A 23,394-nucleotide genomic window follows, 5' to 3' on the forward strand; every position below is an offset into this window, starting at 1 on the left:
CCCCGACCCGAGATGACCGCCCGTCACCGACACGGCCTCGATCATCTCCGAGCGAACCGCGTCCGCCACCGCCCGGAGATCGCTCTCCGGAAGCAACCGCAACGCGGACGTCTCGGACAAACCGTCCAAAATCGAGGGGGCCGGCATCGAGGGGGTCTGCGTCACGGGTTCGGCCTCATATCGATCTCGAACGCCGAACGAGGCTGCGGTGCTCGGGCACGGCGCATCTCAATCGACGTCCAGGGGTGCGACGCCTTCGGCGCGCCCGTCGGGTGTCAGGGTGATGCGCTGGATGCGGGCCTCGGCCCGCTTCAGCAGCATCTCGCAGTGGCGCTTCAGCGCCTCGCCGCGCTCGTAGATCGTCACCGATTCGTCCAGCGCCACGTCGCCCTTCTCCAGGCGGCGGACGATGTCCTCGAGCTGCTCCAGGGCCTTCTCGAAGGGCGTGTCGGCGGCGATCGCGGTCGCGTCGGGTCGGCTTTCGGTCATCCCTACAGGATCCTTTGGTGCGGTTCTAAGGCGGAGGCGGCGACCGCCACAACCCCACGTGCCTTCGCGGCGGGCGGAGACACGCGGTTTTTCCAGCCGGCGGCGACGTTTGCGCCACACCGGTATGCCGGTGGGCTCGACCGGTCAGCCGAGCTCGAAACGAAACGGCGTGCCCTCGAAGGCGTCCGCCCCGCGGCCGATCGCGGCGACGGCCGAGACCATCCGGCCGTCGCGGCCGAGCAGCCGGTCGGCGATCTCGACGAACAGGCGGTTCGGCGTCGCCGACGGCGAGGCGAGGCGTAACGCCGCGGCGGCCTCGGCCTCGTCGCGGGCGGGATCGAGGGCGCAGGCGGCGATGTAGGCCGCGGCGGTCGAGCGGCTGATGCCGGCGTAGCAGTGGATCACCATCGGCTTCTCGCGCGGCCACGCCGCGACGAAGTCGAGGATGGCGCGCACGTGGTCCTCGGCCGGGAGAACGTACCCGTCCGTCGCGACCGCGATGTCGCTGACGCCGACCACCGCGTGGCAGCCCTCGGCGATCGTCGCCGGCCGCTCCGGCGCCGAGGGCAGGTTGAGCAGCGTCAGGACGTGGCTCGCCCCGGTCGCCGCGATGGTCTCGGGCAGGCGCGACAGGGGGCAGACGTGCAGCGTCGGCATCTCGGGTCCGGGTTCTAGGTCGGGTGTCAGGATTTCGCGAGCTCGGCGAAACGGTCTAGATAACGGGCCTGCGCCTGCGCGGTCGGCCAGGGGTCGAGCAGGGCGAGGACCGGCTCGGGCAAGGTCTCGTGCCGCCCGAAGTAGCGCGTCGCCTCGTCCGGCGCGAATCCGGCGAGCCGCACCGCCTCGGCATGCGCCGCCACCCGGTCCGCACGCTTGACCAGGCGGGCGAAGGCCGGGGTCGGCGCCTCGAGCCCGAAGCGCCGGCGGATCGCAGCGAGCAGGCGGCGCTCGACGCCCTTGTAGGAATCGCCGATCGCGGCCTTCAACGGCGAGATGATGTCGCCGACGACGTATTCCGGCGCATCGTGCAGCAGCAGCTCGAGGCCCTGTGCCGGCGTGCACCCGGGCGTGAGATGCAGGCCGACCGCCTCGACCAGCAGCGAGTGCTGCGCCACCGAGAAGACGTGCGGCCCCGCGGTCTGCCCGTTCCAGCGGGCGACGCGGGCGAGCCCGTGGGCGATGTCGGCCACCTCGATGTCGAGGGGGGAAGGGTCGAGCAGGTCGAGGCGGCGGCCCGACAGCATCCGCTGCCACGCCCGCGGCTGCACCGCGCTCAACGGCCCGGCTCCGCCAGCGCGGCGCAGGGCGCGTGGCGATGGCAGCCGACGAGGTGATCGTTGACCATGCCGACCGCCTGCATGAAGGCGTGGACGATCACCGGGCCGCAGAAGGCGAAGCCTTCGGCCTTCAGCGCCTTGGCGATCCGCCGCGACACGTCGGTCTCGGTCCGGATCTCGCTGCGGGTCCGCGCGCTGCCCTGGATCGGCCGGCCGTCCGGCAGGTGATCCCACAGGAAGCGCGAGAAACCGGATCCGCGCTCCTCGATCCGCAGCCAGGCGCGGGCGCCGGCGACGGTGCCGACGATCTTGGCGCGGTTGCGGATGATGCCGGTGTCCTGCATCAGCCGCTCCACGTCGGCCTCGGTGAAGCGCGCGATGGCCTCTGGATCGAACGCGGCGAAGGCGCGGCGGAAGCCGTCGCGCCGGCGCAGGATCGTGATCCACGACAGCCCGGCCTGGAAGCCGTCGAGAATCAGCTTCTCGTAGAGCGCGCGGCCGTCGTGCTCGGGCACGCCCCATTCGCCATCGTGATAGGCGACGTAGAGCGGATCGAGCCCCGCCCACCAGCACCGGGCGCAGCCGTCGGGATGGCGGACGAGGCCTTCGACCGGATGCGATGCCTCGGTCATTCAGCCCGCCGCGACGTCCGGCATCGCGAAGCTGGCGAAGGCCGGGCGCTCCACGGTCAGCACCTTGCCGTCGGCACGCAGGGGCTCGCCGGCCGCGATCGCGTCGGCGAGCCGGTCGAGGCGCAGCATCGCGAGGCCGCGCCCGGCGGCACGGCTCCCCGTCACGCCGAGCACCTTGGCGCCGGCGGTGATCTCGGAGCCGGGCGCGGCCGCCTCGCCAGCGGGATAGGTGGCGGGCAGCATGCGGGTGCGGGCTGTGCCGCGGTGCTGCATCCGCGAGACCACCTCCTGGCCGACGTAGCAGCCCTTGCGGAAGTCGACGCCGCCGAGCTGGTCCATCAGCGCCTCGTGCGGGAAGGCGTCGCTGAACGGGAAGTCGCGCCCGCCCTCGGGGATCCCGAGCGCGATGCGGTGAGCGTGGTACTCCGCTTCGGACGCGTCCGCGGAGAAGGCGCCCGCCGCCGCGTAGAGCCGCGCGCCGAGGCCTTCGGCCCGGGCGTCGGCCACGGCGTCGACCTCGACGGCAGTGGTGGCGCCGTCCCAGGATGCGGCGATGGCGATGGTCGGATCGACCGCGATCTCGACCTTCGCGCGCAGGCGATAGAGGGTCAGGCGCTTGGCGAGCGCCGCAGCCTGCTCGGCCGGCACGTCGAGGCGGTACCCGTCGCCGATCCGCGAGATCAGGAAGTCGAACTGGATCTTGCCCTGCGGCGTCAGCAGGGCGCCGAGGCGCGCCTCCGCCTCGCCCAGCGTGTCGACGTTGCAGGTGATCACGCCCTGGAGCAGGGCGGTGGCGTCCGGCCCGGTCACGGTGACGAGGGCGCGGTCCGGCAGCAGGGCAATCGGCATGGCAAGTCCTCACTCGGCCCGATCGGGCCTTTAAGGCCGCGCGATTGCGCGAGGATGAGGCGTGACATAAGCCGCCCGGGACCCGGCCTCAACCAAGGCGTTTCCGATGGCATCCCCGATGGACCAGCCCTTCGACCTCGTCCTCTCCGGCGGCACGGTGGTGAACCAGGACGGGACGCACCTTGCCGACCTCGGCATCCGCGGCGGGCGCATCGCGGCGATCGGCGACCTCGCGCAGGCAGCCAGTGCCGAGCGGCAGGATTGCGCCGGCCTGCACCTGCTGCCCGGCGTGATCGACACCCAGGTGCATTTCCGAGAGCCCGGCCTCGACCACAAGGAAGATCTCGAATCCGGCTCGCGGGCGGCCGTGATGGGTGGCGTCACCGCCGTGTTCGAGATGCCGAACACCAACCCGCTCACCACCAGCGCGGACGCGCTCGCCGACAAGGTGGCCCGCGCGCATCACCGGATGCATTGCGATTTCGCGTTCTGGGTCGGCGGCACCCACGAGAACGTGGCGCAGCTCGCCGAATTGGAGCGGCTGCCCGGCGCCGCCGGCATCAAGGTGTTCGTCGGGTCCTCGACCGGGTCGCTGCTGGTCGAGGACGATGCGGGCGTGCGCGCCATCCTCACGGCGATCCGCCGCCGCGCCGCCTTCCACTCCGAGGACGAGCCGATGCTGCGCGCGCGCAAGGATCTCCGCGTCCCCGGCGACCCGTCCTCGCACCCGGTCTGGCGCTCGCCGGAGGTGGCGATGGCGGCGACGCGGCGGTTGGTGGCCTTGGCGCGGGAGACCGGCGCCCGCATCCACATCCTGCACATCTCGACCGGCGACGAGATGGACTACCTCGCCGACCACAAGGACGTGGCGAGCGTCGAGGTGACGCCGCATCACCTCACCCTCGACGGCGACGAGGCCTATGCGCGGCTCGGCACGCTCGTGCAGATGAACCCGCCGGTCCGCGGCGATGCGCATCGCCGAAGGATCTGGTGGGGTCTCGGGCAGGGCGTCGCCGACATCCTCGGCTCGGATCACGCGCCGCACCAGCTCGACGAGAAGGCCAAGCCCTATCCGGACTCGCCCTCGGGGATGACCGGGGTGCAGACGCTGGTGCCGATCATGCTCGACCACGTCGCGGCCGGACGGCTGTCGCTCGAGCGCTTCGTCGACCTGACGAGCGCCGGGCCGAAGCGCCTGTTCGGCATCGCACGCAAGGGGCGGCTCGCGATCGGCTACGACGCCGACGTGACGGTGGTCGACCTCAAGCGCCGCGAGACGATCCGCAATGCCTGGATCGCCTCGAAGAGTGCCTGGACGCCCTACGACGGCAAGACCGTGACCGGATGGCCGGTGGGGACGGTGGTGCGCGGGGCCCGCGTGATGTGGGACGGTGTGCTGACCGCGCCGTCGCGCGGCGAGGCCGTGACCTTCGAGGAGGCGCTGGCACGGGCCTGAGCCCGCGCCAGCCGCGGCATCGGGATCAGTGCTGGAGCGCGGTGGTGAAGGCGCCGCCGCGGATGCGCTCGGGGAATCCCTCGGCGTAGCGGGCGGTGGCCTCCTCGCCGTAGGTCATGACCAGTTCCTGGAAGGCGGCGAACAGGGCCGCCTGCGCCATGCAGTCGCCGTCGAGACCGTCGAGGCAGCCCTCGGCGAACGCCTCGGACACGTAGCCCAGGGCGGCGCGCTTCTCGTCCACGTCGGCTTCGAACGGGGCGGTCTGAGTGCTGTTCTGCATGGCGCGTCGCATCCGTTGCGCGCGGGCTGGAGGCCCGGCGTACGGAAAGGATGATAGGCGGCTCACGGGTCCGCGACCAGCCGGGAATTGCGAAGCGGTTAACGCGGATGGTCGAATACGACGGTTTCCCCGGATGCTTCTGCCGTGTGGCCGGTTTGCATCAACCGCCGAAACGGCCGGCCAGCGCGTGCGACAGGCGCTCCCCCTCGGCCACGAAGCGGCCCGCCGCCTCGTGCGCGGCCGGCGTGCAGACGCGGTAGGTGGAGGCGTAGCCGCGGTAGCCGCGGTTGTACGCCCCGGCGAGGCGGTCGCGCCGTCCGGGGGTAACGCCCTCGGCCTCGATCAGCGCCTTCATCCGGTTCGGCCACTCGGCGGCGTCGGCACCCGCGCACAGCTCGCGCAGGAAGGCCAGCGATCCGATGATCTCGGACAGCCGCGTCAGGTCGCGGTCGTAGGGGGCGGCCTGCTCCGGGGGCGGCGGGGGCGGCTCCTTCTCGGCAGGCTTCGGGGCTTGCCGCGCCGGGGGGCGCTGCTGCGCAAGCGCCGGAGCGTGCGCGGAAACGGCGAAGCCGGCGCCGACCGCGAGGACCGGCAGGATGAGATGCAGGAAGGACGGCTTGCCGATCACGGGCGGTCCCCGGGTCGACGGGCGGCGACCTTCGCGAAGGCGTCCGCCAGCGTGTCGGCGAGACCCGGCGTCGTTTCGAGGTCGGCGATCTCGTCGCGCGTCGCCCAGCGGACGGCGAGGGCTTCGGGGCCGGCCTCCGGCTCGCCGCCGATCCAGAGGGCCGCATGGGGGTGGACGACGTAGTGATGGCGCACGCGACCGTCGGGCTCGCGCTGGATGATCTCGGTCGGCGGCAGGACGCCGATCATCTCGGCGTCGAGGCCGACCTCCTCCTTGAGCTCGCGCAGGGCGGCGTCGGCGATCGCCTCGCCGGCTTCGACCAGCCCGCCGGGGAGGGTCCAGACGCCGCGCATCGGCGCATTGGCGCGCGCCGCCAGCAGCACCCGGTCGCCGCGGATCACCGCGATCGACGCGCCGACGAAGGGGCGCATGGGAAACAATCGCGCATCGGCCTCGCTCACGGCTTCGTCCCATCCGGCGCGACGACCGCGACGCGTCCGTCGGACAGGCCGACGAGGATGCGCACCTTCGTCCCGCGCCCGAGCGCGGCGACGCCGTAGGCGGCGGGGGCGGGCAGCGCGATCCGCGCGCGCTCCCTGATGCCGCCCTTCAGCGAGACCAGGGCGATGGCCGAATTGTCGGCGACGGGCAGAGCGAGGTCCGCCTGCGCGCTGCCTTCGCCCTCGACCGCGGCGGCGAGATCGACGTCGCCCGGGCCGGAGGCGTAGCCCGGCGCCTCGCCGGCGAGGGTGAAGGCGTCGACGGCGGGCGTCCAAAGCTGGAGGCGCCCGCCCTTCGCTAGAACCGCGGCGACCTGCGGCGACCCGGTCCTGGCGAAATCGGCGACGGCGGCGATCCGCAGCGGAGCGCCATCCTGGGAGGGCGTCCGGGCGGTGACGGCCCAGTCGCCGATACCGGCGCGGGTGACGAGGGCCAGACCCGACGCATCGCCGCCGTGGAGCGTCGCCGCGACGAAGGCCTGGCGTCCGGCGAGGCGCACGGCGCGCGGCCTCGCGAGGGCGAAGGTCGCGTCCGGGCCGGCGGCGACCGTCACGGTCGAGACCGGCACCGGCTTCGGATCGCCGCCCATCGCCACCGGCTGGCGCTCGCGGATGGTGAGGCCCGCCGCCGAGGGGGCGGCGCCGATCGCGCGGGTGGCCCCGGTCAGGTAGGCGGAGGCCGCACCCGACAGCGTACGGCGCGAGCCCGGAACGGCCCCGCGCGGCGTCTCGGCTGCCGTCAGTCCGTCGATCGCCTCGGCACCGAGCAGCGTCGTCCTGATCGCACCGTCGACGAGGCTCAGGGCCGCGCCGCCCTCCTTGCCCCAGACCACGACGAGGGGCGCGCTCTCCTCCTCGCCGACGTCCGGCGCGGCCGGCGCCGCCGTCGGCCGGGCGAGCGGGATCAGCCCGGACGTCGCCACCGCGACGGCGACATCGCTCCGCGGCCCGCGCATCGCGGTCGCCTGGAACGGCAGATCGAGGATCGTGACCGCCGGCTCGGCGGCGGCGGGCGTGGCGGCGAGAACGACGAGGAGCAACCAGCGGGACAGCCGGTCAGACATGCTGCCCGCCGTTGATGTGCAGCTCGGCGCCGTTCACGTAGGACGACGCCTCGGTGCACAGGAAGTAGATCGCCTTGGCGACCTCGTCGGGCGTGCCGAGGCGGCGCTGCGGGATCTGCTCGACCAGCTTGTCGGTTCCGGGCGACAGGATCGCGGTGTCGATCTCGCCGGGCGAGATCGCGTTCACGCGCACGCCCAGCGGCCCGAAATCGGCGGCCATCTCGCGGGTCAGGCCGGCCAGCGCCGACTTCGAGGTGCCGTAGGCCGCGCCCGCGAACGGGTGGACGCGCGACCCGGCGATCGAGGTGACGTTGACGATCGACCCCTTGGCGCGGGCGAGCTCGTCGCGCAGGCCCTGGGCGAGCAGCACGGGCGCGAAGAAGTTCACCTGGAACACCCGCTGCCAGGTGGCGAAGTCGGTCGGCAGGGCGCCGAGGCGCTCGCCGTTCGGCCCCTTGGGCGAGATGCCGGCATTGTTAACCAGCGCGTGGAGCAGGCCGCCCTCGATCGACAGCCGCTCGGCGACCTCGCGGACCCCGCGCACGGTATCCTCGGCGTCGGCGAGGTCGACCTGGAGGTGGTCCTCCGGGCCCATCTCCCACGGGCAGTTCTCGGGAAAGGCGTGGCGCGAGCAGGTGATCACCCGCCATCCCGCCGCGGAGAAGCGCTTGACGGTGGCGTGGCCGATGCCCCGGCTCGCCCCGGTGAGCAGCATGACGCGACGGCGTTCGTTTCCGGGTATGGCCAAGGCCGTGCCTCGCTTCCGATCGGGGTCGGCGCCGGGGCACCCCCGGCGGGCCGCCGCGCTGAGCCCAAGGTCTAAGCGCAGCCGGCCCGAAAATCCAGGGACTTCGCCGCGTCGCAACACCGGCGGGGACGCTTGACCGGGCACCGATGCGGCGGGATCACCGGGGCTCCGCAGCCCCTCGCACCGGATCGCCCCCTCATGCCGACCACGGCCCGCCCCACCGATCGCATGCCCGCCATTTCCGCGGATCGGCTCACCCCGGCGCAGCTCGCGGCGTCGGACGCGTTCTTCGCAGCGCGCAAGACGCCGGTCTTCGGCCCGTTCGTGCCGCTGCTGCGCAGCCCCGACTTGATGCTGCGCGCGAGCGACATGGGCCTATACCTGCGCCACGACAGCGTTCTGCCGCTCAGCATCAGCGAGTTCGCCATCCTGATCGTCGCCCGCGAGTGGAGCCAGCAGATCGAGTGGCAGATCCACCATCCGATCGCGCTGAAGGCCGGCGTCGACGCGGACGTGGCGCAGGCGATCGCCGAAGGCCGGCGGCCGGAGGGCATGTCGGCCGAGGAAGCCGCGGTCTACGCGTTCTCGACCGAGCTCCAGCGCAACAAGGCGGTGAGCGACCCGACCTACGCGGCCCTCGTCGCGCTCTACGGCGAGCAGGGCGCGATCGATCTCACCGGGATCAACGGCTATTACGCCCTGCTCGCGATGACGATGAACGTCGCCCGCACCGCCCTGCCGGAGGGTGTCGCGCCGCCGCTGCCGCCCCTGATCCCGTAGCGGCTTCTCAGGGATAGAGGCGCGACCGATCCCAGCCCTCGCCGTTGCGGGTGAACCGGACGCGGTCGTGCAGGCGGTAGTCGCCGTTGCGCCAGAACTCCATCGCCACCGGGGCGATCCGGAACCCGGTCCAGTTCTCCGGCCGCGGCACCGGCCCGTCCTCGTAGCGGGCCGACAGCTCCGCCACCTCCGCCATCAGCGCGTCGCGGCCCGCGAGCGGGCGCGACTGACGGCTGGCGATGGCGCCGAGCCGGCTGTCGCGGTGGCGGCTGGCGAAGTAGGCGTCCGCCTCCTCGGGCGTCACTCGCGACACCGGACCGCGGACGCGGATCTGCCGGCGCAGGCTCTTCCAATGCAGCACGAAGGCGGCCTGCGGGTTGGCGGCAAGCTCCTCGCCCTTGGCCGATTCGACGTTGGTGTAGAAGACGAAGCCGCGCTCGTCGAAGCCCTTCAGCAGCACCATCCGCACGTCGGGCAGGCCGTCCGCGCCTGTGGTGGCCAGCGCGATCGCGTTGGCGTCCTCGGGCTCGGACGCCGTCGCCTCGGCCATCCAGGCGGCGAACAGGCCGAACGGATCGTCGCTCAGGGTGAAGTCGGCGGCATCCGGGACCGCATCGCGCCCGCCCGACTCATCGATCTTTAACGCGTCCACGACTTAATCCTCCGTTGTGAGATCCGGGTCGGGGGGCACCGACGTTGGAGCACACTTACGCGCCATCTCGTCTTGGGTTCAGGGTCTCGGGTTCAGGTGTAATGCGTCGTCGCGACAAGAAGGAAGGGGCTGCGGCGATGCCGCGGGGGGAAGCGCGGGCGGGGCGGCTCGCGCCGGTGGCACTGGCCGCGGGTCTCGCGTCGATGCTCTGCGGCTGCAGCCAGCCGCTCCTGATCTTCCGGGCGGATGCCAATCCCGAGGCCAGGGCGGAGACCGTCGCCGACGAGCCGATCGTCACCGGCAGCATCAGCCGGCGCCCGACGAGCTTCGGCTCGGACCTGGGCGAGGAGGATTGGCGCCGCGCCTACGCCGCGCTCTCGGTCGCCCTCGACCCGCAGGGCAATGGCAAGCCGGTGAAGTGGGACAACCCCGAGACCAGCCTGCGCGGCACGATCAACCCGACCGGGCTGCCCTACGTCGCCCACGACCTGATCTGCCGCGATTTCCTCGCCAGCGTGATCGCCCCCGGGAACAACCGCTTCGTGCGCGGCACCGGTTGCAAGCCGTCCGGCGGCGAGTGGGAACTCAAGCGCATCCGCACCGGCAAGGCCGGATCGGGCAAGACGAGCTGAGCGCGAACGATGCGAGGCGGCTCGGCCGCGTGATGCGTTCGGGTTGACGCCGGCCGCGCTTGCGCCGAGTCTCGTTGCCCCTACGTTGCGCGAGAGCAACAGGCCGCCCACATGCGGCCTGGATGGCCGCTGCTCCACAGCCGGCGCGAAACCACGAAGTTCAAGAGACCGATGCGCAATCCCTACGAGGTGCTGGGCGTCCCCAAGGGCGCCGGCGAGGCCGAGATCAAGAAGGCCTACCGCAAGCTCGCCAAGACCTACCATCCGGACACCAACAAGGACGCGAAGGCGAAGGATCGCTTCGCCGAGGCGAACGCCGCCTACGAGATCCTCGGCGAGCCGGAGAAGCGCCGTCAGTTCGACCGTGGCGAGATCGACGCCGACGGCAAGCCGCGCGCGACCGGGTTCGAGGGCTTCGGCGGCGGCCGCGCCGGCGGGTTCGACTTCAACAACGCGGCCCGCGGCCGTGGCGGCCCGGCGGGGGGCGTCGGGGAGGACATCTTCTCGCACCTGTTCGGCGAGGCGTTCCGCGCCGGCGGCGCCGGGCCGGGCCAGCGCCCGCCCGCCCGCGGCGAGGACGTGGCGGCCGAGCTCGGCGTCACCCTCGAGCAGATCGGCAGCGAGGAGAAGCTGCGGGTCGGCCTGCCGGGCGGCCGCGAGTTCGACGTGATGATCCCGAAGGGCGTCGTGGACGGGCAGACGATCCGCCTGCGCGGCCTCGGCTCGCCCGGCGGCCCGCGCTCCGAGCCGGGCGATGCGCTTCTGACGATCCGGGTGCTGCCGCATGCCCGCTTCACCGTCGAGGGCGCCGACCTGCGCGCCACCGTCGACCTGCCGCTCGAGGATGCGGTGCTCGGCGGCGCGATCCGCGTGCCGACCCTGACCGGCGCCGTCGAGATGAAGATGCCGCCGATGACCTCGTCCGGCCGCACCTTCCGCCTCCGCGGCAAGGGCCTGCCGAAGAAGGACGGCACCCGCGGCGACCTGCTCGCCGTCACCGCGATCCAGCTGCCCGCGGACGACGCGGCCTTGACCGAGTTCGTGAGGAGCCGGCGCACCGCGCGGGCCGAGTAGCCGGCGGCGTATCGCGCCGATCCGGCGGACTTCCGTCCCCGACGCGCCTCCGCTAAGGATGCCTCCGGCGCGAGACCGCCGCCCCGTCGAGCGGGGCGGCCGGGAGTCCCGGGTGCCGAAGCGAATTTTCGGGTGTGGCATGGCGGCTTTCGACGCAACGGACGAGCAGGGCGCGGGCAGGGACGCCGCGCCGGGCAGCAACCTGCTCGCGGGCAAGCGCGGCCTCGTGCTCGGCGTCGCCAACAACCGCTCGATCGCCTGGGGCATCGCCAAGAGCGCGCATGCCCACGGTGCCAAGCTGGCCTTCACCTACCAGGGCGACGCCCTGAAGAAGCGCGTCGAGCCCCTGGCGCGCGAGCTCGACGCCCACGTCGTCGGCCATTGCGACGTCACCGACCCGGCCTCGATCGACGCGGTGTTCGCGGCGACCGCCGAGATCTTCCCCGAGGGCATCGATTTCGTCGTCCACTGCATCGCCTTCTCGGACAAGGACGAGCTGACCGGGCGCTACGTCGAGACGACCGAGGCGAACTTCACCAAGTCGCTCATGATCTCGTGCTACTCGTTCACGGCCGTCGCGCAGCGCGCCGAGAAGATCATGCCGAACGGCGGCTCGCTCCTGACGCTGACCTATTACGGCGCCGAGAAGTGGATGCCGCACTACAACGTCATGGGCGTCGCCAAGGCCGCGCTCGAAGCCTCGGTGCGCTACCTCGCCGCCGATCTCGGCCCCTCGAACATCCGCGTCAACGCGATCTCGGCCGGCCCGATCAAGACGCTCGCCGCCTCCGGCATCGGCGACTTCCGCTACATTCTGAAGTGGAACGAGTACAACGCCCCCCTGCGGCGCACGGTGACGATCGGCGAGGTCGGCGAGACCGCCGCCTACCTGATCTCCGACATGTCCCGCGGCATGACCGGCGAGATCCTGCACGTCGACGCCGGCTACCACGTGGTCGGCATGAAGAACCCCGAGGCGCCGGACCTGAGCCTCGACAAGGATTGAGGGCGGGCGCGCCGGCGAAGGCCGGCGTCAATCACCGTCCTCGAAATTCCCCGACAGCTTCAGCCCGGCGATCCAGGTCGCGCCCTGGCGCTTGATCACGCGGTGGGGCTTCGCGCCCCGCTCGTCGAGGACTGCGTCGGCCAGCCGTTCGGAATGGGTCACGAGCCAGACCTGCGTGCGTTCGGCCGCCTTGACGATCATGCGAGCGAGGGGAGCCAGCAGGTCAGGGTGCAGGCTCGCCTCGGGCTCGTTCAGGGCGACGAAAGGCGGAAGCCAGTAGGCGAGCAGGGCTCCCGCGAGGGCGAGGAACCGGAGCGTCCCATCGGAGAGCTCGGAGGCTTCGAAGATCCGCTTCGGATAATCGGGAAACACCATCCCGAACCGTGCCTCGCGGCGCCGTCAGTCCGGCACGACCAGATCCGCGATGCCCGCCACTGCTTCCGGGAACTGCGGGTCCATCGCGTCCAGCGTGTCGGCGATGGTGCGGGCGATGACGAGGTTGCGGAACCACTTCCGGTTGGCCGGCACCACGTGCCAGGGCGCATGCGGCGTCGAGCATCGGGTCAGCGCGTCCGAGAACGCCGCTTGATAGGCATCCCAGGACTTGCGCTCGACCAGGTCGGCCGGATCGAACTTCCAGTGCTTGTCCGGGTTCGCGATCCGCGCTTCCAGGCGCTGCTTCTGCTCGTCCTTCGAGATGTGCAGGAAGAATTTCAGGATGTGGGTGCCGGATTCGGTGAGCAGGCGCTCGAAGTCGTTGATCAGGCCGTAGCGCGCCTGCCAGACCGGCTCCGGCACCAGGCCCTTCACGCGCACCACCAGCACGTCCTCGTAGTGGCTGCGATTGAACACGCCGATCATCCCGCGCCCGGGCGTGCGCTGGTGGTAGCGCCACAGGAAGTCGTGCTCGCGCTCCTCGGTCGACGGCACCTTGAACGAGGCGACCGTGCAGCCTTGCGGGTTCACGCCTTCCAGGACCGCGCGGATGGTGCCGTCCTTTCCGCCGGTGTCGATCGCCTGGAACACCACGAGCAGGCTGCGCTGCCGCTCGGCGTAGAGCTTTTCCTGAAGCGCCTGGATCCGCGTGCGCTCGGTGGCGAGCGCCGCCTTCGCCCAGTCCTTGTCGAAGCCGCCGTCGGCGTCGGCGTCGACCTTCGCGAGATCGAACCGGCTGCCCGGCACGACGGTGACGATGCCGTCGGCCGCCGCGACGGAGGCGGGACCGTGCGCATCGATCAGCGCGGGCGCGATGCCTGCGATCTCGGCCGTCGCGGCCGCCCACAGGGAGGAGGAGGGCGCTTTGCGCCGGGCATCCTCGACGGAACGGTCCGGCGACTTTGTCACACCGGCTGTCCCCGCCTTCTGGCGCCGATCCGTCTTGCGGTGCTTCTTGCTCATGGACAGACCTTCTACCGACCGATCGCGTCCCGGCCTAGATCGGGCACCCGCCTTGCATCCGAGGGCGACCCGAGCCCTTCAGACCGCCATGCCCGATGGACGCCACGCTCATGAACCCGCCCGCGCAGCCGCCGCGAGACCTTCGCTCAGGACGCGACCGGTGAGGGCGCCGACCGGAACCGCCGGAGCGTGAGGCCCATCCCGACGATCTACTTCATCCGGCACGGGCAGACCGACTGGAACGCCGAGGGGCGCTTGCAGGGGCAGCGCGACATCGGCCTCAACGCCGTCGGGCAGGGGCAGGCGGCGGACGCCGCGGACCGGCTCGCGGCGCTCGCGGGCGACCGGCTCGCCGAGGCCGACTTCATCGCGAGCCCCCTGAGCCGCACGCGGCGCACCATGGAGATCCTGCGCGACCGCCTCGGCCTCGCGCCGACCGAGTACCGCAGCGATCCCCGGCTGATGGAGATCCATTTCGGGGCGTGGGAAGGGCAGACCTGGGCCGAGATCCGCCGCCGCGATCCCGGCGGCGCCGGCGCGCGCGACCGCGACCGCTGGGGCTATCGCCCCTCGGGCAGCGGCGCCGAGAGCTACGCGATGCTGACCGAGCGCGTCGCGCCGGTCTTTTCCGACCTGGCGCCGGCCACCGTCGTGGTCGCCCATGGCGGCGTCGCCCGCGCGATGTTGGTGGCGCTCGGCCACCTCGACATCAAGGCCGCCCCGCGGATCGCCGTCCGCCAGGGCTCGGTGCTCGTCGTGGACGCGGCCGGATGGCGCTGGGCCTGAGGTTTGTCGCCGACCGTTCAAGACCCGTTCAAAGGTCCGGTATACAGCGAGGTCTCGGGGCCGGTTCGCACGGCCTCGACCCGATCGGCGGACTGCCTCGATAACGGCACGATCCCGCGTCAGGAACGCGCTCCGATCGCCGGCCGGGTGCGCATGCGAGACAGACGGGAACCCAGCTCCGCCCGGAGCTGGCAGCGGAGCATGCGATGAGTAGCCTCGGCGAGATGATCCGGCCCGAAGCGGACCGGCACCCCGCGGCGACCCCGTCCGACCGGGCCGTGCTGCGCGGCCCGGTGCGTCCCGACCTGATCCGCGACGAGGTTCTCGGCGAGATCTTCGCCGAGACCGCGCGGGCACGGCCGGACCATCCGGCGCTGATCGACGGCGCCGCCAAGGACGCGTCGGGCCGGCACCCGCATCTCACCTATGCCGAGGTCTTCGCCCGCGCCGGACGGATCGCGGCGGGTCTCGCACATCGCGGGATCGGGCCGGGCGACGTGGTCGGCCTGTGGATGGCGCGCGGGCCGGACCTGCTCACCGCCCAGATCGGGATCACGCTGTCCGGCGCCGCCTGGCTGCCGTTCGACGCCGAGGCGCCGGCCGACCGGGTCGCGGTCTGCCTCGGCGACGCCGCCGCGAAGGCTCTGCTGGTCTCCGAGGCGCTGGCCCCGGGCGCGCCCGACGTCGCGCCGGCCCTGACGCTCGATGCGCTGCTCGCCGGCACGCCCGCGGACGCGGCGACGCCGGACCTTCGCGCCGGCGGCCTGACGCCGCAGCATCCCGCCTACCTGATCTACACCTCCGGCTCGACCGGCGTGCCGAAGGGCATCGTCATCAGCCACGCCAACATCTGCCACTTCCTGCGCTCCGGAAACGCGCTCTACGGGATGGCGCCGGACGACGTGGTCTTCCAGGGCGCTTCGGTCGCCTTCGACCTCTCGATGGAGGAGATCTGGGTCCCGTACCTCGTCGGCGCGACGCTGTTCGTCGCGAGCCCGGCGATGATGGGCGACGTCGAGTCGCTGCCCCGGATCATCGCCGAGGCCGGGGTCACTGTGATCGACACCGTGCCGACGCTGCTGGCGATGATCACCGCAGACCTGCCGAGCGTGCGGCTGATCCTGCTCGGCGGCGAGGCGCTTCCCGAGCCGCTGGTCGCACGCTGGGCGACGCCTTCGCGAAAGCTGTTCAACACCTACGGGCCGACCGAGGCCACGGTGGTCGCGACCGCCGCCGAGATGCGCCCGGGCGTGCCGGTGACCATCGGCGGCCCGATCGCGAACTACTCGGTCTACGTCGCCGGCGAGGACCTGCGCCTGCTCGGGCGCGGCGAGCCGGGCGAGCTGCTGATCGGCGGCCCCGGCGTCGCGAAGGGCTACCTGCAGCGGCCGGAGCTGACCGCGGACAAGTTCATCGCCAACCCCTACGCCTCGGACGGCGCCGACCCGCTGCTCTACCGCTCGGGCGACGCGGTCTCGCTCGACGCCGGCGGCAACATCCTGTTCCACGGCCGCATCGACGACCAGGTCAAGATCCGCGGCTTCCGCGTCGAACTCGGCGAGATCGAGTCGCGGATCCAGGCCCAGCCCGGGATCGCCCAGGCCGCGGTGGTGCTGCGCAACGACGACGGCGTCGACCGGCTGGTCGCGTTCATCGTACCGGACCGCGGCCACGACCTCGACCGCGCGGCTTTGCGCCGGACGCTGGCCGAGCAGATGCCGCCCTACATGGTGCCCGGCCATTTCGAGGCGGCCGAGGTTCTGCCGCGCCTCACCTCCGGCAAGGTCGACCGCAAGGCGCTTCGCGTCGCGACGCTCACCATCGTCGATGCCGACGGCGAGCAGGAGCCCCCGGAGAACCAGACCGAGGCGGCGCTGCTCGCCGCCGCCAAGCAGGTCTTCGGCAACCAGCCGATCGCGCTCGAGGGCGACTTCTTCTCCGACCTCGGCGGCCATTCGCTGCTCGCCGCCCGCTTCGTCGGAGCCGTGCGCGAGGCCCCGGCGCTCGCCGGCATCACGCTGCAGGACGTCTACCGCGAGCGCACCCTGCGCCGGATCTCGGACGCGCTGATCGCCCGCACCGGCGGCGCCGGCATCGAGACCGCGATCCGCGACCTCGCCTTCGTGCCGCCGCCGCTCCGGCGCCGCGCGCTGTGCGGGCTCGCCCAGGCGGTGGCCCTGCCGTTCGTGATCGCGCTCGCGACCGCGCAATGGCTCGGCATCTTCGTCACCTACCTGCTGCTCACCGGCGGCGGCCTCGGCTTCTTCGGCGAGCTCGGCGTGCTGCTCCTCGTCTACGTGGCGATCAACGCGGTGACGGCGACCATCGCGGTCGCGGCCAAGTGGCTCGTCCTCGGCCGCACGAAGCCCGGCCGCTACCCGCTCTGGGGCGCGTATTATTTCCGGTGGTGGCTGGCGCAGCGCCTGGCGCCGCTGGTCCACGTCAAGTGGCTGCAGGGCTCACCCGCGATCGCCGTCTACCTCCGCCTGATGGGCGCGAAGGTCGGCCGCGACACCCTGATCTCCGACATCGAGATCGGTGCCCCGGACCTGCTCTCGATCGGCGACGGCGCGTCGCTCGGCGGCCGCCTCGTCGTCGCCAACGCCGAGATCGTCGGCAACGAGCTGGTGATCGGACGGGTCGAGATCGGCCGGGACGTGGCGGTCGGCACCTCCTGCGTCCTCAGCCACGACACGGTGATCGCCGACAACGCCGAGATCGCCGACCTCACCACCGTTCCGGCCGGCACGCGCATCGGCGCCGCCGAGCGCTGGGACGGCTCGCCCGGACGAAAGGTCGGGATGGCCGACGTCGCGGAGCTTCCGAAGCAGGCCCCGGCCTCGGCCCGGCGCCGGGCCGGCTTCGGGGCGATCTACCTCCTGCTGCTCGGCGCGATCCCCGCCGTCGGCCTGCTGCCGATCTTCCCGGCGTTCTTCATCTTCGACCAGATCTCGGACTCGCTCTCCGACATCACCGACATCGACTACCACTGGTACCTGCCGCTGCTGACATGGCCCACCGCCATGCTGATGACCGCCGGTACGGTGCTGCTCATCGCCGGCATCCGCTGGCTGGTGCTGCCGCGGCGGCGCTCGGGCACCTACTCGATCTGGTCCGGCTTCTACCTGCGCAAGTGGTCGGTGGCGCTCGCCGCCGAGGTGACGCTGGAGACGCTCTCCTCGCTGTTCGCCACCGTCTACATGCGGGCGTGGTACCGCCTGATGGGCGCGCGCATGGGGGAGGGCGCCGAGATCTCGACCAACCTCGGCAGCCGCCACGACCTCGCCGAGGTCGGCAGCCGCAACTTCATCGCCGACGAGGTGGTCTACGGCGAGGAGGAGATCCGCCGCGGCTGGATGCACCTCCAGCCGGCCCGCACGGGCGCGCGGGTGTTCGTCGGTAACGACGCGGTGGTGCCGCCGGGCGCCGACATCCCCGACGACGTGCTGATCGGCATCAAGTCGAAGCCGCCGGCCAACGAGGAGATGGCGCCGGGCGACACCTGGTTCGGTTCGCCGCCGATCAAGCTGCCGTCGCGCCAGCGCGTCGACGTCGGAACGCTGGCTCAGACCTACGAGCCGGGCACGCTGGTCAAGCTCCGCCGCGGCGTGTTCGAGGCGTTCGCGACCTCGTTCTCGCCGATGCTGTACATCACCCTCGCGATCACCGCGATCGACTGGTACTTCTACCCGGCGATCCTGGAGCGCGACTGGAGCGGGCTCGCCGTCAGCTTCGTCACGGTCAGCGTCGCGATCGCGCTGATCCAGTCAGCCGCCGTCATCGGCATGAAGTGGGCGTTGATGGGCGTCTATCAGCCCGGCATGCGGCCGATGTGGTCGTGGTGGGCGATGCGCACCGAGGCCATCGCGGTCGCCTATTGGGGCTTGGCCGGCAAGGTGCTGCTGGAGCATCTCCAGGGCACGCCGTTCCTGCCCTGGGCGCTGCGTCTGTTCGGGGTGAAGGTCGGCGAGGGCGTGTGCATGCTCACCACCGACATCACCGAGTTCGACTGCGTGACGATCGGCGACTTCGCCACCATCAACCGCACCGCCGCCCTGCAGACCCACCTCTACGAGGACCGGATCATGAAGGTCGGCCGCGTCGTGATCGGCCGTGGCGTCTCGGTCGGCGCATTCTCGACGGTGCTCTACGACACCAAGGTCGGCGACTACGCGCGGCTTCGGCCCCTCACCATCGTGATGAAGGGCGAATCGATCCCGGCGCATTCGGAATGGGAAGGCGCACCGGCCGTGCCGGTGGTGCTGACCGCACCGGCCGATCGCGCGGTGGCGTGATCCGGTTGCGGGCGCGAGGCGGGAAAAAGGGCAGGCCGCCCGTTCGGCGCCTGCCCGCTGCGAGGCCCGCTCGAACGAAGTGGCCTCAGGCCACCTCGTCCTTCTTGCCGAGGCGCTTGTCGAGGTAGGTGTCGACCGTCTGGGTCAGCTCGTCGACGCGCCCGTCGAAGAAGTGGTTGGCGCCCTCGACCATCTGGTGCTCGATGATGACGCCCTTCTGGGTCTTCACCTTCTCGATCACCGGCATGACCTCGCGGGCCGGGGCCACGCGATCCTCGGAGCCGTGCACGAACAGGCCGGAGGAGGGGCAGGGCGCGAGGAAAGTGAAATCGTAGCGGTTGGCCATCGCGGCGATCGAGATGAAGCCCTCGATCTCGGGGCGGCGCATCAGCAGCTGCATCCCGATCCACGAGCCGAACGAGACACCGGCGATCCAGCAGGACTTGGCCTCGGGGTTGACCGACTGCACCCAGTCGAGCGCGGCGGCGGCGTCCGACAGCTCGCCCGAGCCGTGGTCGAAGGCGCCCTGGCTGCGGCCGACGCCGCGGAAGTTGAAGCGCAGGGCCGCGAAGCCGCGATTGGCGAACGTGTAGAAGAGGTTGTACACGATCTGATTGTTCATCGTGCCGCCGAACTGGGGGTGCGGATGCAGCACGATCGCGATCGGCGCGCCCCGCTTCTTGGGGGCCTGATAGCGACCCTCCAGTCGGCCGGCGGGACCGGTGAAGATGACCTCGGGCATAGTGTCCTCGACTCCTGTGGCCATGCCGGGCGAGTCCGCCTGCCCGGATGGCCGTGTACGCTTCGACCTGCGCGGTCGCGCGACCGCCTTGACTCGCCCCGCGCCCGACGTAAAAGCGCTCTTAGAATAATTCTAGGCGATTAGAACTTTTCTAAACAGCGCGGCAGCGGGGTCTTCCCCGACCAGCCTGGAAACGCCGTTCGGCGGTCCGAAACCGTGTCGACGGCGCGGCTTAGCACGCCGACCCGGTGCCAAAGCAAGGAAATGTCGCATCTTTCGCCAGTCGGAGAACGGATGACAGCGGACCGCGCCTATTTCGACCACAACGCCACGTCTCCGGTCAGTCCGGCGGTGTCGCACGCGGTCGTGCGGGCGCTGGCGCTGCCCGGCAACCCGTCCTCCGTCCATGCCGAGGGGCGTGCGGCGCGGGCGATGCTCGAGGATGCCCGCGACAAGCTCGCCTGCCTCGTCGGTGCCGCGGCGTCTCAGGTCACTTTCACCAGTGGCGGCACCGAGGCGGCCAACGCCGTCCTGTCCGGCGCGCTCCGCCGGCGGGGGAGCGCCGCACCGACGCGGCTTCTGATCGGCGCGACCGAGCACCCCTGCGTCACCGCCGGCCACCGCTTCCCGGCCGACGCCGTCGAGGTGCTACCGGTCCTGGCTTCCGGCGTGCTCGACCTCGATGCGCTGGCGGCGCGGCTCGACGCCCTTCGCGACCTGGACGTGCTCGTCTCGGTGCACGCGGCCAACAACGAGACCGGCGTGGTGCAGCCGATCGCCGCCGTCGTGGCCCTGGCGAGGCGGCACGGCCGCACCCTCGTGCACAGCGACGCGGTGCAGGCGGTCGGCAAGATCCCGGTCGATTTCGCTGCGCTCGGGCTCGATGCGCTGACCCTGTCCGGGCACAAGTTCTCGGCGCCGAAGGGCGTCGGCGCGCTGGTGCTGCGGGACGACGCGCAGCTCGACGCGGCCTTCGTCCGCGGCGGCGGCCAGGAGGCGCGGCTGCGCTGCGGCACCGAGAACCTTCCCGGGCTCGTCGGGATGGGCGAGGCGGCGGAGATCGCCCGCCTCGCGCTCGATACGGAATCCCGGCGCCTCGCGCAGCTGCGCGACGCGCTGGAGGAGGCGGTGCTGGCCCGCGCGCCGGACGGGGTGGTGTTCGGCCGTGACGCCGAGCGGTTGCCGAACACCCTGTGCTTCGCGGTGCCGGGGCTCGATGCGCCGACCGCCCTGATCGCCTTCGATCTCGCCGGCGTGGCGGTGTCGTCGGGATCGGCCTGCGCGTCGGGCAAGGTGGCGCGGTCGCCGGTCCTGGCCGCCATGGGCGTGAGCCCTGCGCTGGCCGCGGGGGCGCTACGCGTCAGCCTCGGCTGGAATACGGGGGAGGGCGACACTGCGCGCTTCCTCGGTGCCTTCGAACGGGTCGTCGAGACCCTATATAGACGGCGAGGGCTTGCGGCCTGAGCGCCGCGCCGACGCCATCTCACATGGAAGCCTCCGGTCCTTGAAACCGGCGATGCTTAGGAGACGCTGATGCCTGCCGTGCAGGAAACCATCGATCGGGTCCGCTCGATCGACCTCGACCAGTACAAGTACGGCTTCGAGACCACCATCGAGATGGAGAAGTCCGAGAAGGGCATCTCCGAGGATGTGGTGCGCTTCATCTCTGCCAAGAAGGACGAGCCGGAGTGGATGCTCGCCTGGCGGCTCGACGCCTACAAGCGCTGGCAGACCATGCAGGAGCCGGACTGGGCCCGCGTCGCCTACGACAAGGTCGACTACAACAACATCTACTACTACGCCGCGCCGAAGCGTCCGGCGGCGATGTCGCTCGACGAGATCGACCCCGAGATCCTGAAGACCTACGAGAAGCTCGGCATCCCGCTCCGCGAGGTCGAGGTGCTGGAGGGCATCGCCCCCGAGCGCCGGGTCGCCGTGGACGCCGTGTTCGACTCCGTCTCGGTCGCGACGACGTTCAAGGCCGAGCTGTCGAAGGCCGGCGTGATCTTCATGCCGATCTCGGAGGCGATCCGCGAGTACCCGGACCTCGTCAGAAAGTACCTCGGCTCGGTCGTGCCGGTGACCGACAACTTCTTCGCGACGCTGAACTCGGCCGTCTTCTCGGACGGCTCGTTCGTCTACATCCCGCCGGGCGTGCGCTGCCCGATGGAGCTGTCGACCTACTTCCGCATCAACGAGCGCGACACCGGCCAGTTCGAGCGCACGCTGATCATTGCCGACAAGGGCTCCTACGTCTCGTATCTCGAGGGCTGCACCGCCCCGAAGCGCGACGACAACCAGCTGCACGCCGCGGTGGTCGAGCTCGTCGCCCTGGAGGACGCCGAGATCAAGTACTCGACCGTCCAGAACTGGTACCCGGGCGACAACGAAGGCAAGGGCGGCATCTACAACTTCGTGACCAAGCGCGGCGATTGCCGCGGGGACAACTCGAAGATCTCGTGGACGCAGGTCGAGACCGGCTCGGCGATCACCTGGAAGTACCCGTCCTGCATCCTGCGCGGCGACAATTCCCGCGGCGAGTTCTACTCGATCGCGGTGTCGAACGGCATGCAGCAGGTCGATTCCGGCACCAAGATGATCCATCTGGGAAAGAACACCACCAGCCGGATCATCTCGAAGGGCATCTCGGCGGGCCGCTCTCAGAACACCTATCGCGGCCTCGTCTCGGCGCACAAGAAGGCCTCGAACGCGCGCAACTTCACCAATTGCGACAGCCTGCTGATCGGCGACCAGTGCGGGGCGCACACCGTGCCCTACATCGAGTCGAAGAACGCGTCCGCGGTGTTCGAGCACGAGGCCACCACCTCGAAAATCTCCGAGGACCAGAAGTTCTACTGCCTGCAGCGCGGCCTTTCCGAGGAGGAGGCGACCGCGCTCATCGTCAACGGCTTCGTGCGCGACGTGCTGCAGCAGTTGCCGATGGAGTTCGCCGTCGAGGCTCAGAAGCTGATCTCGATCAGCCTCGAAGGCTCGGTGGGGTAGGCAACACGCGATGGCCTTCGCGTTCGACACCCTGCAGTTGACCCAACGGCTCGAACAGGTGGGTGTCGGACGCGAGCAGGCCGTCGCGCGCTGAACCGGCACGCGACATGATCATCGCCGATTCCGCGACCAAGGCGGATTTGGCGGATATGGAGAAGACGCTGAGGTTGGCACTCAAGGCGTTGAAGGCGGGGATCGACGGTTCGCTGCGCGAACTCGAACTCCGAATGACCGTGAAGCTCAGGGCGATCATCGCGGCCGCCGTCGCCGTGATCGCAGCGCTTCAAAAATTTCTCTGACGGGACCGCAGGGCGATACCGTCGCACACCATCTTCGGGACTACGCGAACATGCTCGAAATCAAGAACCTCGTCGTGCAGATCGAGGACAACCGCATCCTCAACGGCCTGAACCTCACCGTGAACGACGGCGAGGTCGCCGCGATCATGGGTCCGAACGGCTCCGGCAAGTCGACGCTCTCCTACGTCATCGCCGGCAAGGAGGACTACGAGGTCCTCGACGGCGAGATCCTGCTCGACGGCCAGAACGTGTTGGAGATGGGCGCGGACGAGCGCGCCGCGGCCGGCGTGTTCCTCGCCTTCCAGTATCCGCTGGAGATCCCGGGCGTCGGCACGATGACCTTCCTCAAGGCCTGCCTCAACGCCCAGCGCCGCGCCCGCGGCGAGGCCGAGATCGCGACCCCGGACTTCATCCGCCAGGTCAACGCGGCGGCCGAGAAGCTCGAGATCAACAAGGACATGCTCCGCCGCGCCCTCAACGTCGGGTTCTCCGGCGGCGAGAAGAAGCGCATGGAGATCCTGCAGATGGCGCTTCTGCAGCCGAAGTTCTGCGTGCTCGACGAGACGGATTCCGGCCTCGACATCGACGCGTTGCGCATCGTCTCCGAGGGCGTCAACGCCCTGCGCGCGCAGGGCCGCTCGTTCCTGGTCATCACCCACTACCAGCGCCTGCTCGACTACATCGTGCCCGACACCGTGCACGTCATGTCGAAGGGTCTCATCGTGAAGACCGGCGGCAAGGAGCTCGCCAAGGAACTCGAGGCCTCCGGCTACGCCGAGTACCGCACCAACGAGGCTGCGTAAG

Annotated in this window: 26 protein-coding genes; 11 read left to right on the top strand and 15 right to left on the bottom strand. The window is 70.9% G+C overall.

All coding sequences use genetic code 11. From position 1 onward, the window contains the following. The 6 genes from MKK55_RS01645 to MKK55_RS01670 form a co-directional block, all read right to left on the bottom strand. The coding region (locus tag MKK55_RS01645) for a 1-deoxy-D-xylulose-5-phosphate synthase N-terminal domain-containing protein (protein ID WP_243932353.1) at nt 1–147 on the bottom strand (147 nt) is incomplete at its 3' end. 81 nt (nt 148–228) lie between these two features. Then, nucleotides 229–489, bottom strand: a complete 261-nt coding sequence (locus MKK55_RS01650; RefSeq protein WP_147728480.1) for an exodeoxyribonuclease VII small subunit — start codon at nt 487–489, stop codon at nt 229–231. 144 nt (nt 490–633) lie between these two features. Then, the gene (locus tag MKK55_RS01655) at nt 634–1,146 is read right to left on the bottom strand and encodes a tyrosine phosphatase family protein (protein WP_147728481.1); all 513 of its coding nucleotides are present in this window, start codon (nt 1,144–1,146) and stop codon (nt 634–636) included. Nucleotides 1,147–1,172: 26 nt separating this feature from the next. Then, complete coding sequence (locus tag MKK55_RS01660) at nt 1,173–1,733, bottom strand: hydrolase (RefSeq protein ID WP_147728487.1); 561 nt, start codon at nt 1,731–1,733, stop codon at nt 1,173–1,175. Between the two features lie 29 nt (nt 1,734–1,762). After that, nucleotides 1,763–2,398, bottom strand: coding sequence for a DNA-3-methyladenine glycosylase I (locus MKK55_RS01665; protein WP_147728482.1), 636 nt, complete (start codon nt 2,396–2,398; stop codon nt 1,763–1,765). Next, complete coding sequence (locus MKK55_RS01670; RefSeq protein WP_147728483.1) at nt 2,399–3,247, bottom strand: YgfZ/GcvT domain-containing protein; 849 nt, start codon at nt 3,245–3,247, stop codon at nt 2,399–2,401. A 118-nt stretch (nt 3,248–3,365) separates the two neighbouring features. On the opposite strand from MKK55_RS01670, the gene MKK55_RS01675 reads away from it, so the two are divergent. Beyond that, nucleotides 3,366–4,703, top strand: a complete 1,338-nt coding sequence (locus MKK55_RS01675; protein ID WP_243932973.1) for a dihydroorotase — start codon at nt 3,366–3,368, stop codon at nt 4,701–4,703. Nucleotides 4,704–4,728: 25 nt separating this feature from the next. Here MKK55_RS01675 and MKK55_RS01680 read toward each other — a convergent pair whose 3' ends face one another. The 5 genes from MKK55_RS01680 to MKK55_RS01700 all read right to left on the bottom strand — a co-directional run bounded on the left by MKK55_RS01680 (nt 4,729) and on the right by MKK55_RS01700 (nt 7,890). Continuing rightward, entirely contained in the window at nt 4,729–4,983 is a 255-nt protein-coding gene (locus MKK55_RS01680) for a hypothetical protein (protein WP_147728485.1), read from the bottom strand. A gap of 160 nt (nt 4,984–5,143) precedes the next feature. Next, nucleotides 5,144–5,581, bottom strand: coding sequence for a TIGR02301 family protein (locus tag MKK55_RS01685; protein ID WP_243932991.1), 438 nt, complete (start codon nt 5,579–5,581; stop codon nt 5,144–5,146). Nucleotides 5,582–5,607: 26 nt separating this feature from the next. Continuing rightward, nucleotides 5,608–6,042: an NUDIX hydrolase gene (locus MKK55_RS01690; protein ID WP_147728810.1), complete on the bottom strand. Its 435-nt coding sequence runs from the start codon at nt 6,040–6,042 to the stop codon at nt 5,608–5,610. A 26-nt stretch (nt 6,043–6,068) separates the two neighbouring features. Then, nucleotides 6,069–7,175: a hypothetical protein gene (locus MKK55_RS01695; protein WP_243932975.1), complete on the bottom strand. Its 1,107-nt coding sequence runs from the start codon at nt 7,173–7,175 to the stop codon at nt 6,069–6,071. Then, entirely contained in the window at nt 7,168–7,890 is a 723-nt protein-coding gene (locus MKK55_RS01700) for an SDR family NAD(P)-dependent oxidoreductase (RefSeq protein WP_147728807.1), read from the bottom strand. Before MKK55_RS01700 ends, MKK55_RS01695 begins: the two co-directional genes overlap by 8 nt. A 261-nt stretch (nt 7,891–8,151) precedes the next feature. Between MKK55_RS01700 and MKK55_RS01705 the strand changes: the two genes are divergently transcribed. Next, nucleotides 8,152–8,703, top strand: coding sequence for a carboxymuconolactone decarboxylase family protein (locus MKK55_RS01705; RefSeq protein WP_243932977.1), 552 nt, complete (start codon nt 8,152–8,154; stop codon nt 8,701–8,703). Nucleotides 8,704–8,710: 7 nt separating this feature from the next. On the opposite strand, the gene pdxH is transcribed toward MKK55_RS01705, so the two are convergent. Next, nucleotides 8,711–9,289 (bottom strand): pyridoxamine 5'-phosphate oxidase, encoded by a 579-nt coding sequence (gene pdxH, locus MKK55_RS01710; RefSeq protein WP_279595939.1) that lies wholly within the window; start codon nt 9,287–9,289, stop codon nt 8,711–8,713. Nucleotides 9,290–9,492: 203 nt separating this feature from the next. Here pdxH and MKK55_RS01715 point away from each other — a divergent pair, with 203 nt between their 5' ends. From MKK55_RS01715 to fabI, 3 genes are all read left to right on the top strand, one after another. After that, complete coding sequence (locus tag MKK55_RS01715) at nt 9,493–9,987, top strand: RT0821/Lpp0805 family surface protein (RefSeq protein WP_243932345.1); 495 nt, start codon at nt 9,493–9,495, stop codon at nt 9,985–9,987. A 171-nt stretch (nt 9,988–10,158) separates the two neighbouring features. Next, complete coding sequence (locus MKK55_RS01720; RefSeq protein ID WP_243932344.1) at nt 10,159–11,061, top strand: DnaJ C-terminal domain-containing protein; 903 nt, start codon at nt 10,159–10,161, stop codon at nt 11,059–11,061. A 139-nt stretch (nt 11,062–11,200) separates the two neighbouring features. After that, nucleotides 11,201–12,067, top strand: coding sequence for an enoyl-ACP reductase FabI (gene fabI, locus MKK55_RS01725; RefSeq protein ID WP_243932978.1), 867 nt, complete (start codon nt 11,201–11,203; stop codon nt 12,065–12,067). 27 nt (nt 12,068–12,094) lie between these two features. On the opposite strand, the gene MKK55_RS01730 is transcribed toward fabI, so the two are convergent. Both MKK55_RS01730 and MKK55_RS01735 read right to left on the bottom strand, forming a co-directional pair. Then, nucleotides 12,095–12,442, bottom strand: a complete 348-nt coding sequence (locus MKK55_RS01730; RefSeq protein ID WP_243932979.1) for an AAA family ATPase — start codon at nt 12,440–12,442, stop codon at nt 12,095–12,097. A gap of 24 nt (nt 12,443–12,466) precedes the next feature. Continuing rightward, on the bottom strand, nt 12,467–13,465 hold the full coding sequence (locus MKK55_RS01735) for a polyphosphate kinase 2 family protein (protein ID WP_147728845.1): 999 nt from the start codon (nt 13,463–13,465) through the stop codon (nt 12,467–12,469). 189 nt (nt 13,466–13,654) lie between these two features. Between MKK55_RS01735 and MKK55_RS01740 the strand changes: the two genes are divergently transcribed. Then, complete coding sequence (locus tag MKK55_RS01740) at nt 13,655–14,251, top strand: histidine phosphatase family protein (protein WP_147842642.1); 597 nt, start codon at nt 13,655–13,657, stop codon at nt 14,249–14,251. Nucleotides 14,252–14,457: 206 nt separating this feature from the next. Beyond that, the gene (locus MKK55_RS01745; protein ID WP_409566001.1) at nt 14,458–18,546 is read left to right on the top strand and encodes a Pls/PosA family non-ribosomal peptide synthetase; all 4,089 of its coding nucleotides are present in this window, start codon (nt 14,458–14,460) and stop codon (nt 18,544–18,546) included. Between the two features lie 85 nt (nt 18,547–18,631). On the opposite strand, the gene MKK55_RS01750 is transcribed toward MKK55_RS01745, so the two are convergent. Further along, complete coding sequence (locus MKK55_RS01750; protein WP_147726378.1) at nt 18,632–19,288, bottom strand: alpha/beta hydrolase; 657 nt, start codon at nt 19,286–19,288, stop codon at nt 18,632–18,634. 294 nt (nt 19,289–19,582) lie between these two features. Between MKK55_RS01750 and MKK55_RS01755 the strand changes: the two genes are divergently transcribed. From MKK55_RS01755 to sufC, 4 genes are all read left to right on the top strand, one after another. Then, a complete protein-coding gene (locus MKK55_RS01755) occupies nt 19,583–20,752 on the top strand; it encodes a cysteine desulfurase family protein (protein WP_243932980.1) in 1,170 nt (389 codons plus the stop codon). A 69-nt stretch (nt 20,753–20,821) separates the two neighbouring features. Beyond that, a complete protein-coding gene (gene sufB / locus MKK55_RS01760) occupies nt 20,822–22,291 on the top strand; it encodes a Fe-S cluster assembly protein SufB (protein ID WP_147726380.1) in 1,470 nt (489 codons plus the stop codon). Between the two features lie 107 nt (nt 22,292–22,398). Next, the gene (locus MKK55_RS01765) at nt 22,399–22,590 is read left to right on the top strand and encodes a hypothetical protein (RefSeq protein ID WP_243932981.1); all 192 of its coding nucleotides are present in this window, start codon (nt 22,399–22,401) and stop codon (nt 22,588–22,590) included. A 50-nt stretch (nt 22,591–22,640) separates the two neighbouring features. After that, complete coding sequence (gene sufC / locus MKK55_RS01770) at nt 22,641–23,393, top strand: Fe-S cluster assembly ATPase SufC (RefSeq protein WP_147726382.1); 753 nt, start codon at nt 22,641–22,643, stop codon at nt 23,391–23,393. Nucleotide 23,394 lies beyond the last annotated feature (1 nt).

It is taken from the genome of Methylobacterium sp. J-059 (genome assembly GCF_022829485.1).
Lineage (GTDB): Bacteria > Pseudomonadota > Alphaproteobacteria > Rhizobiales > Beijerinckiaceae > Methylobacterium.

Coding starts and splice junctions, on each gene's coding strand:
- MKK55_RS01650 (WP_147728480.1), bottom strand. CDS start 489: ATGACCGAAAGCCGACCCGACGCGACCGCGATCGCCGCCGACACGCCC.
- MKK55_RS01655 (WP_147728481.1), bottom strand. CDS start 1,146: ATGCCGACGCTGCACGTCTGCCCCCTGTCGCGCCTGCCCGAGACCATC.
- MKK55_RS01660 (WP_147728487.1), bottom strand. CDS start 1,733: ATGCTGTCGGGCCGCCGCCTCGACCTGCTCGACCCTTCCCCCCTCGAC.
- MKK55_RS01665 (WP_147728482.1), bottom strand. CDS start 2,398: ATGACCGAGGCATCGCATCCGGTCGAAGGCCTCGTCCGCCATCCCGAC.
- MKK55_RS01670 (WP_147728483.1), bottom strand. CDS start 3,247: ATGCCGATTGCCCTGCTGCCGGACCGCGCCCTCGTCACCGTGACCGGG.
- MKK55_RS01675 (WP_243932973.1), top strand. CDS start 3,366: ATGGACCAGCCCTTCGACCTCGTCCTCTCCGGCGGCACGGTGGTGAAC.
- MKK55_RS01680 (WP_147728485.1), bottom strand. CDS start 4,983: ATGCAGAACAGCACTCAGACCGCCCCGTTCGAAGCCGACGTGGACGAG.
- MKK55_RS01690 (WP_147728810.1), bottom strand. CDS start 6,042: ATGCGCCCCTTCGTCGGCGCGTCGATCGCGGTGATCCGCGGCGACCGG.
- MKK55_RS01695 (WP_243932975.1), bottom strand. CDS start 7,175: ATGTCTGACCGGCTGTCCCGCTGGTTGCTCCTCGTCGTTCTCGCCGCC.
- MKK55_RS01700 (WP_147728807.1), bottom strand. CDS start 7,890: ATGCTGCTCACCGGGGCGAGCCGGGGCATCGGCCACGCCACCGTCAAG.
- MKK55_RS01705 (WP_243932977.1), top strand. CDS start 8,152: ATGCCCGCCATTTCCGCGGATCGGCTCACCCCGGCGCAGCTCGCGGCG.
- MKK55_RS01715 (WP_243932345.1), top strand. CDS start 9,493: ATGCCGCGGGGGGAAGCGCGGGCGGGGCGGCTCGCGCCGGTGGCACTG.
- MKK55_RS01720 (WP_243932344.1), top strand. CDS start 10,159: ATGCGCAATCCCTACGAGGTGCTGGGCGTCCCCAAGGGCGCCGGCGAG.
- fabI (WP_243932978.1), top strand. CDS start 11,201: ATGGCGGCTTTCGACGCAACGGACGAGCAGGGCGCGGGCAGGGACGCC.
- MKK55_RS01730 (WP_243932979.1), bottom strand. CDS start 12,442: ATGGTGTTTCCCGATTATCCGAAGCGGATCTTCGAAGCCTCCGAGCTC.
- MKK55_RS01735 (WP_147728845.1), bottom strand. CDS start 13,465: ATGAGCAAGAAGCACCGCAAGACGGATCGGCGCCAGAAGGCGGGGACA.
- MKK55_RS01745 (WP_409566001.1), top strand. CDS start 14,458: ATGAGTAGCCTCGGCGAGATGATCCGGCCCGAAGCGGACCGGCACCCC.
- MKK55_RS01750 (WP_147726378.1), bottom strand. CDS start 19,288: ATGCCCGAGGTCATCTTCACCGGTCCCGCCGGCCGACTGGAGGGTCGC.
- MKK55_RS01755 (WP_243932980.1), top strand. CDS start 19,583: ATGACAGCGGACCGCGCCTATTTCGACCACAACGCCACGTCTCCGGTC.
- sufB (WP_147726380.1), top strand. CDS start 20,822: ATGCCTGCCGTGCAGGAAACCATCGATCGGGTCCGCTCGATCGACCTC.
- MKK55_RS01765 (WP_243932981.1), top strand. CDS start 22,399: ATGATCATCGCCGATTCCGCGACCAAGGCGGATTTGGCGGATATGGAG.
- sufC (WP_147726382.1), top strand. CDS start 22,641: ATGCTCGAAATCAAGAACCTCGTCGTGCAGATCGAGGACAACCGCATC.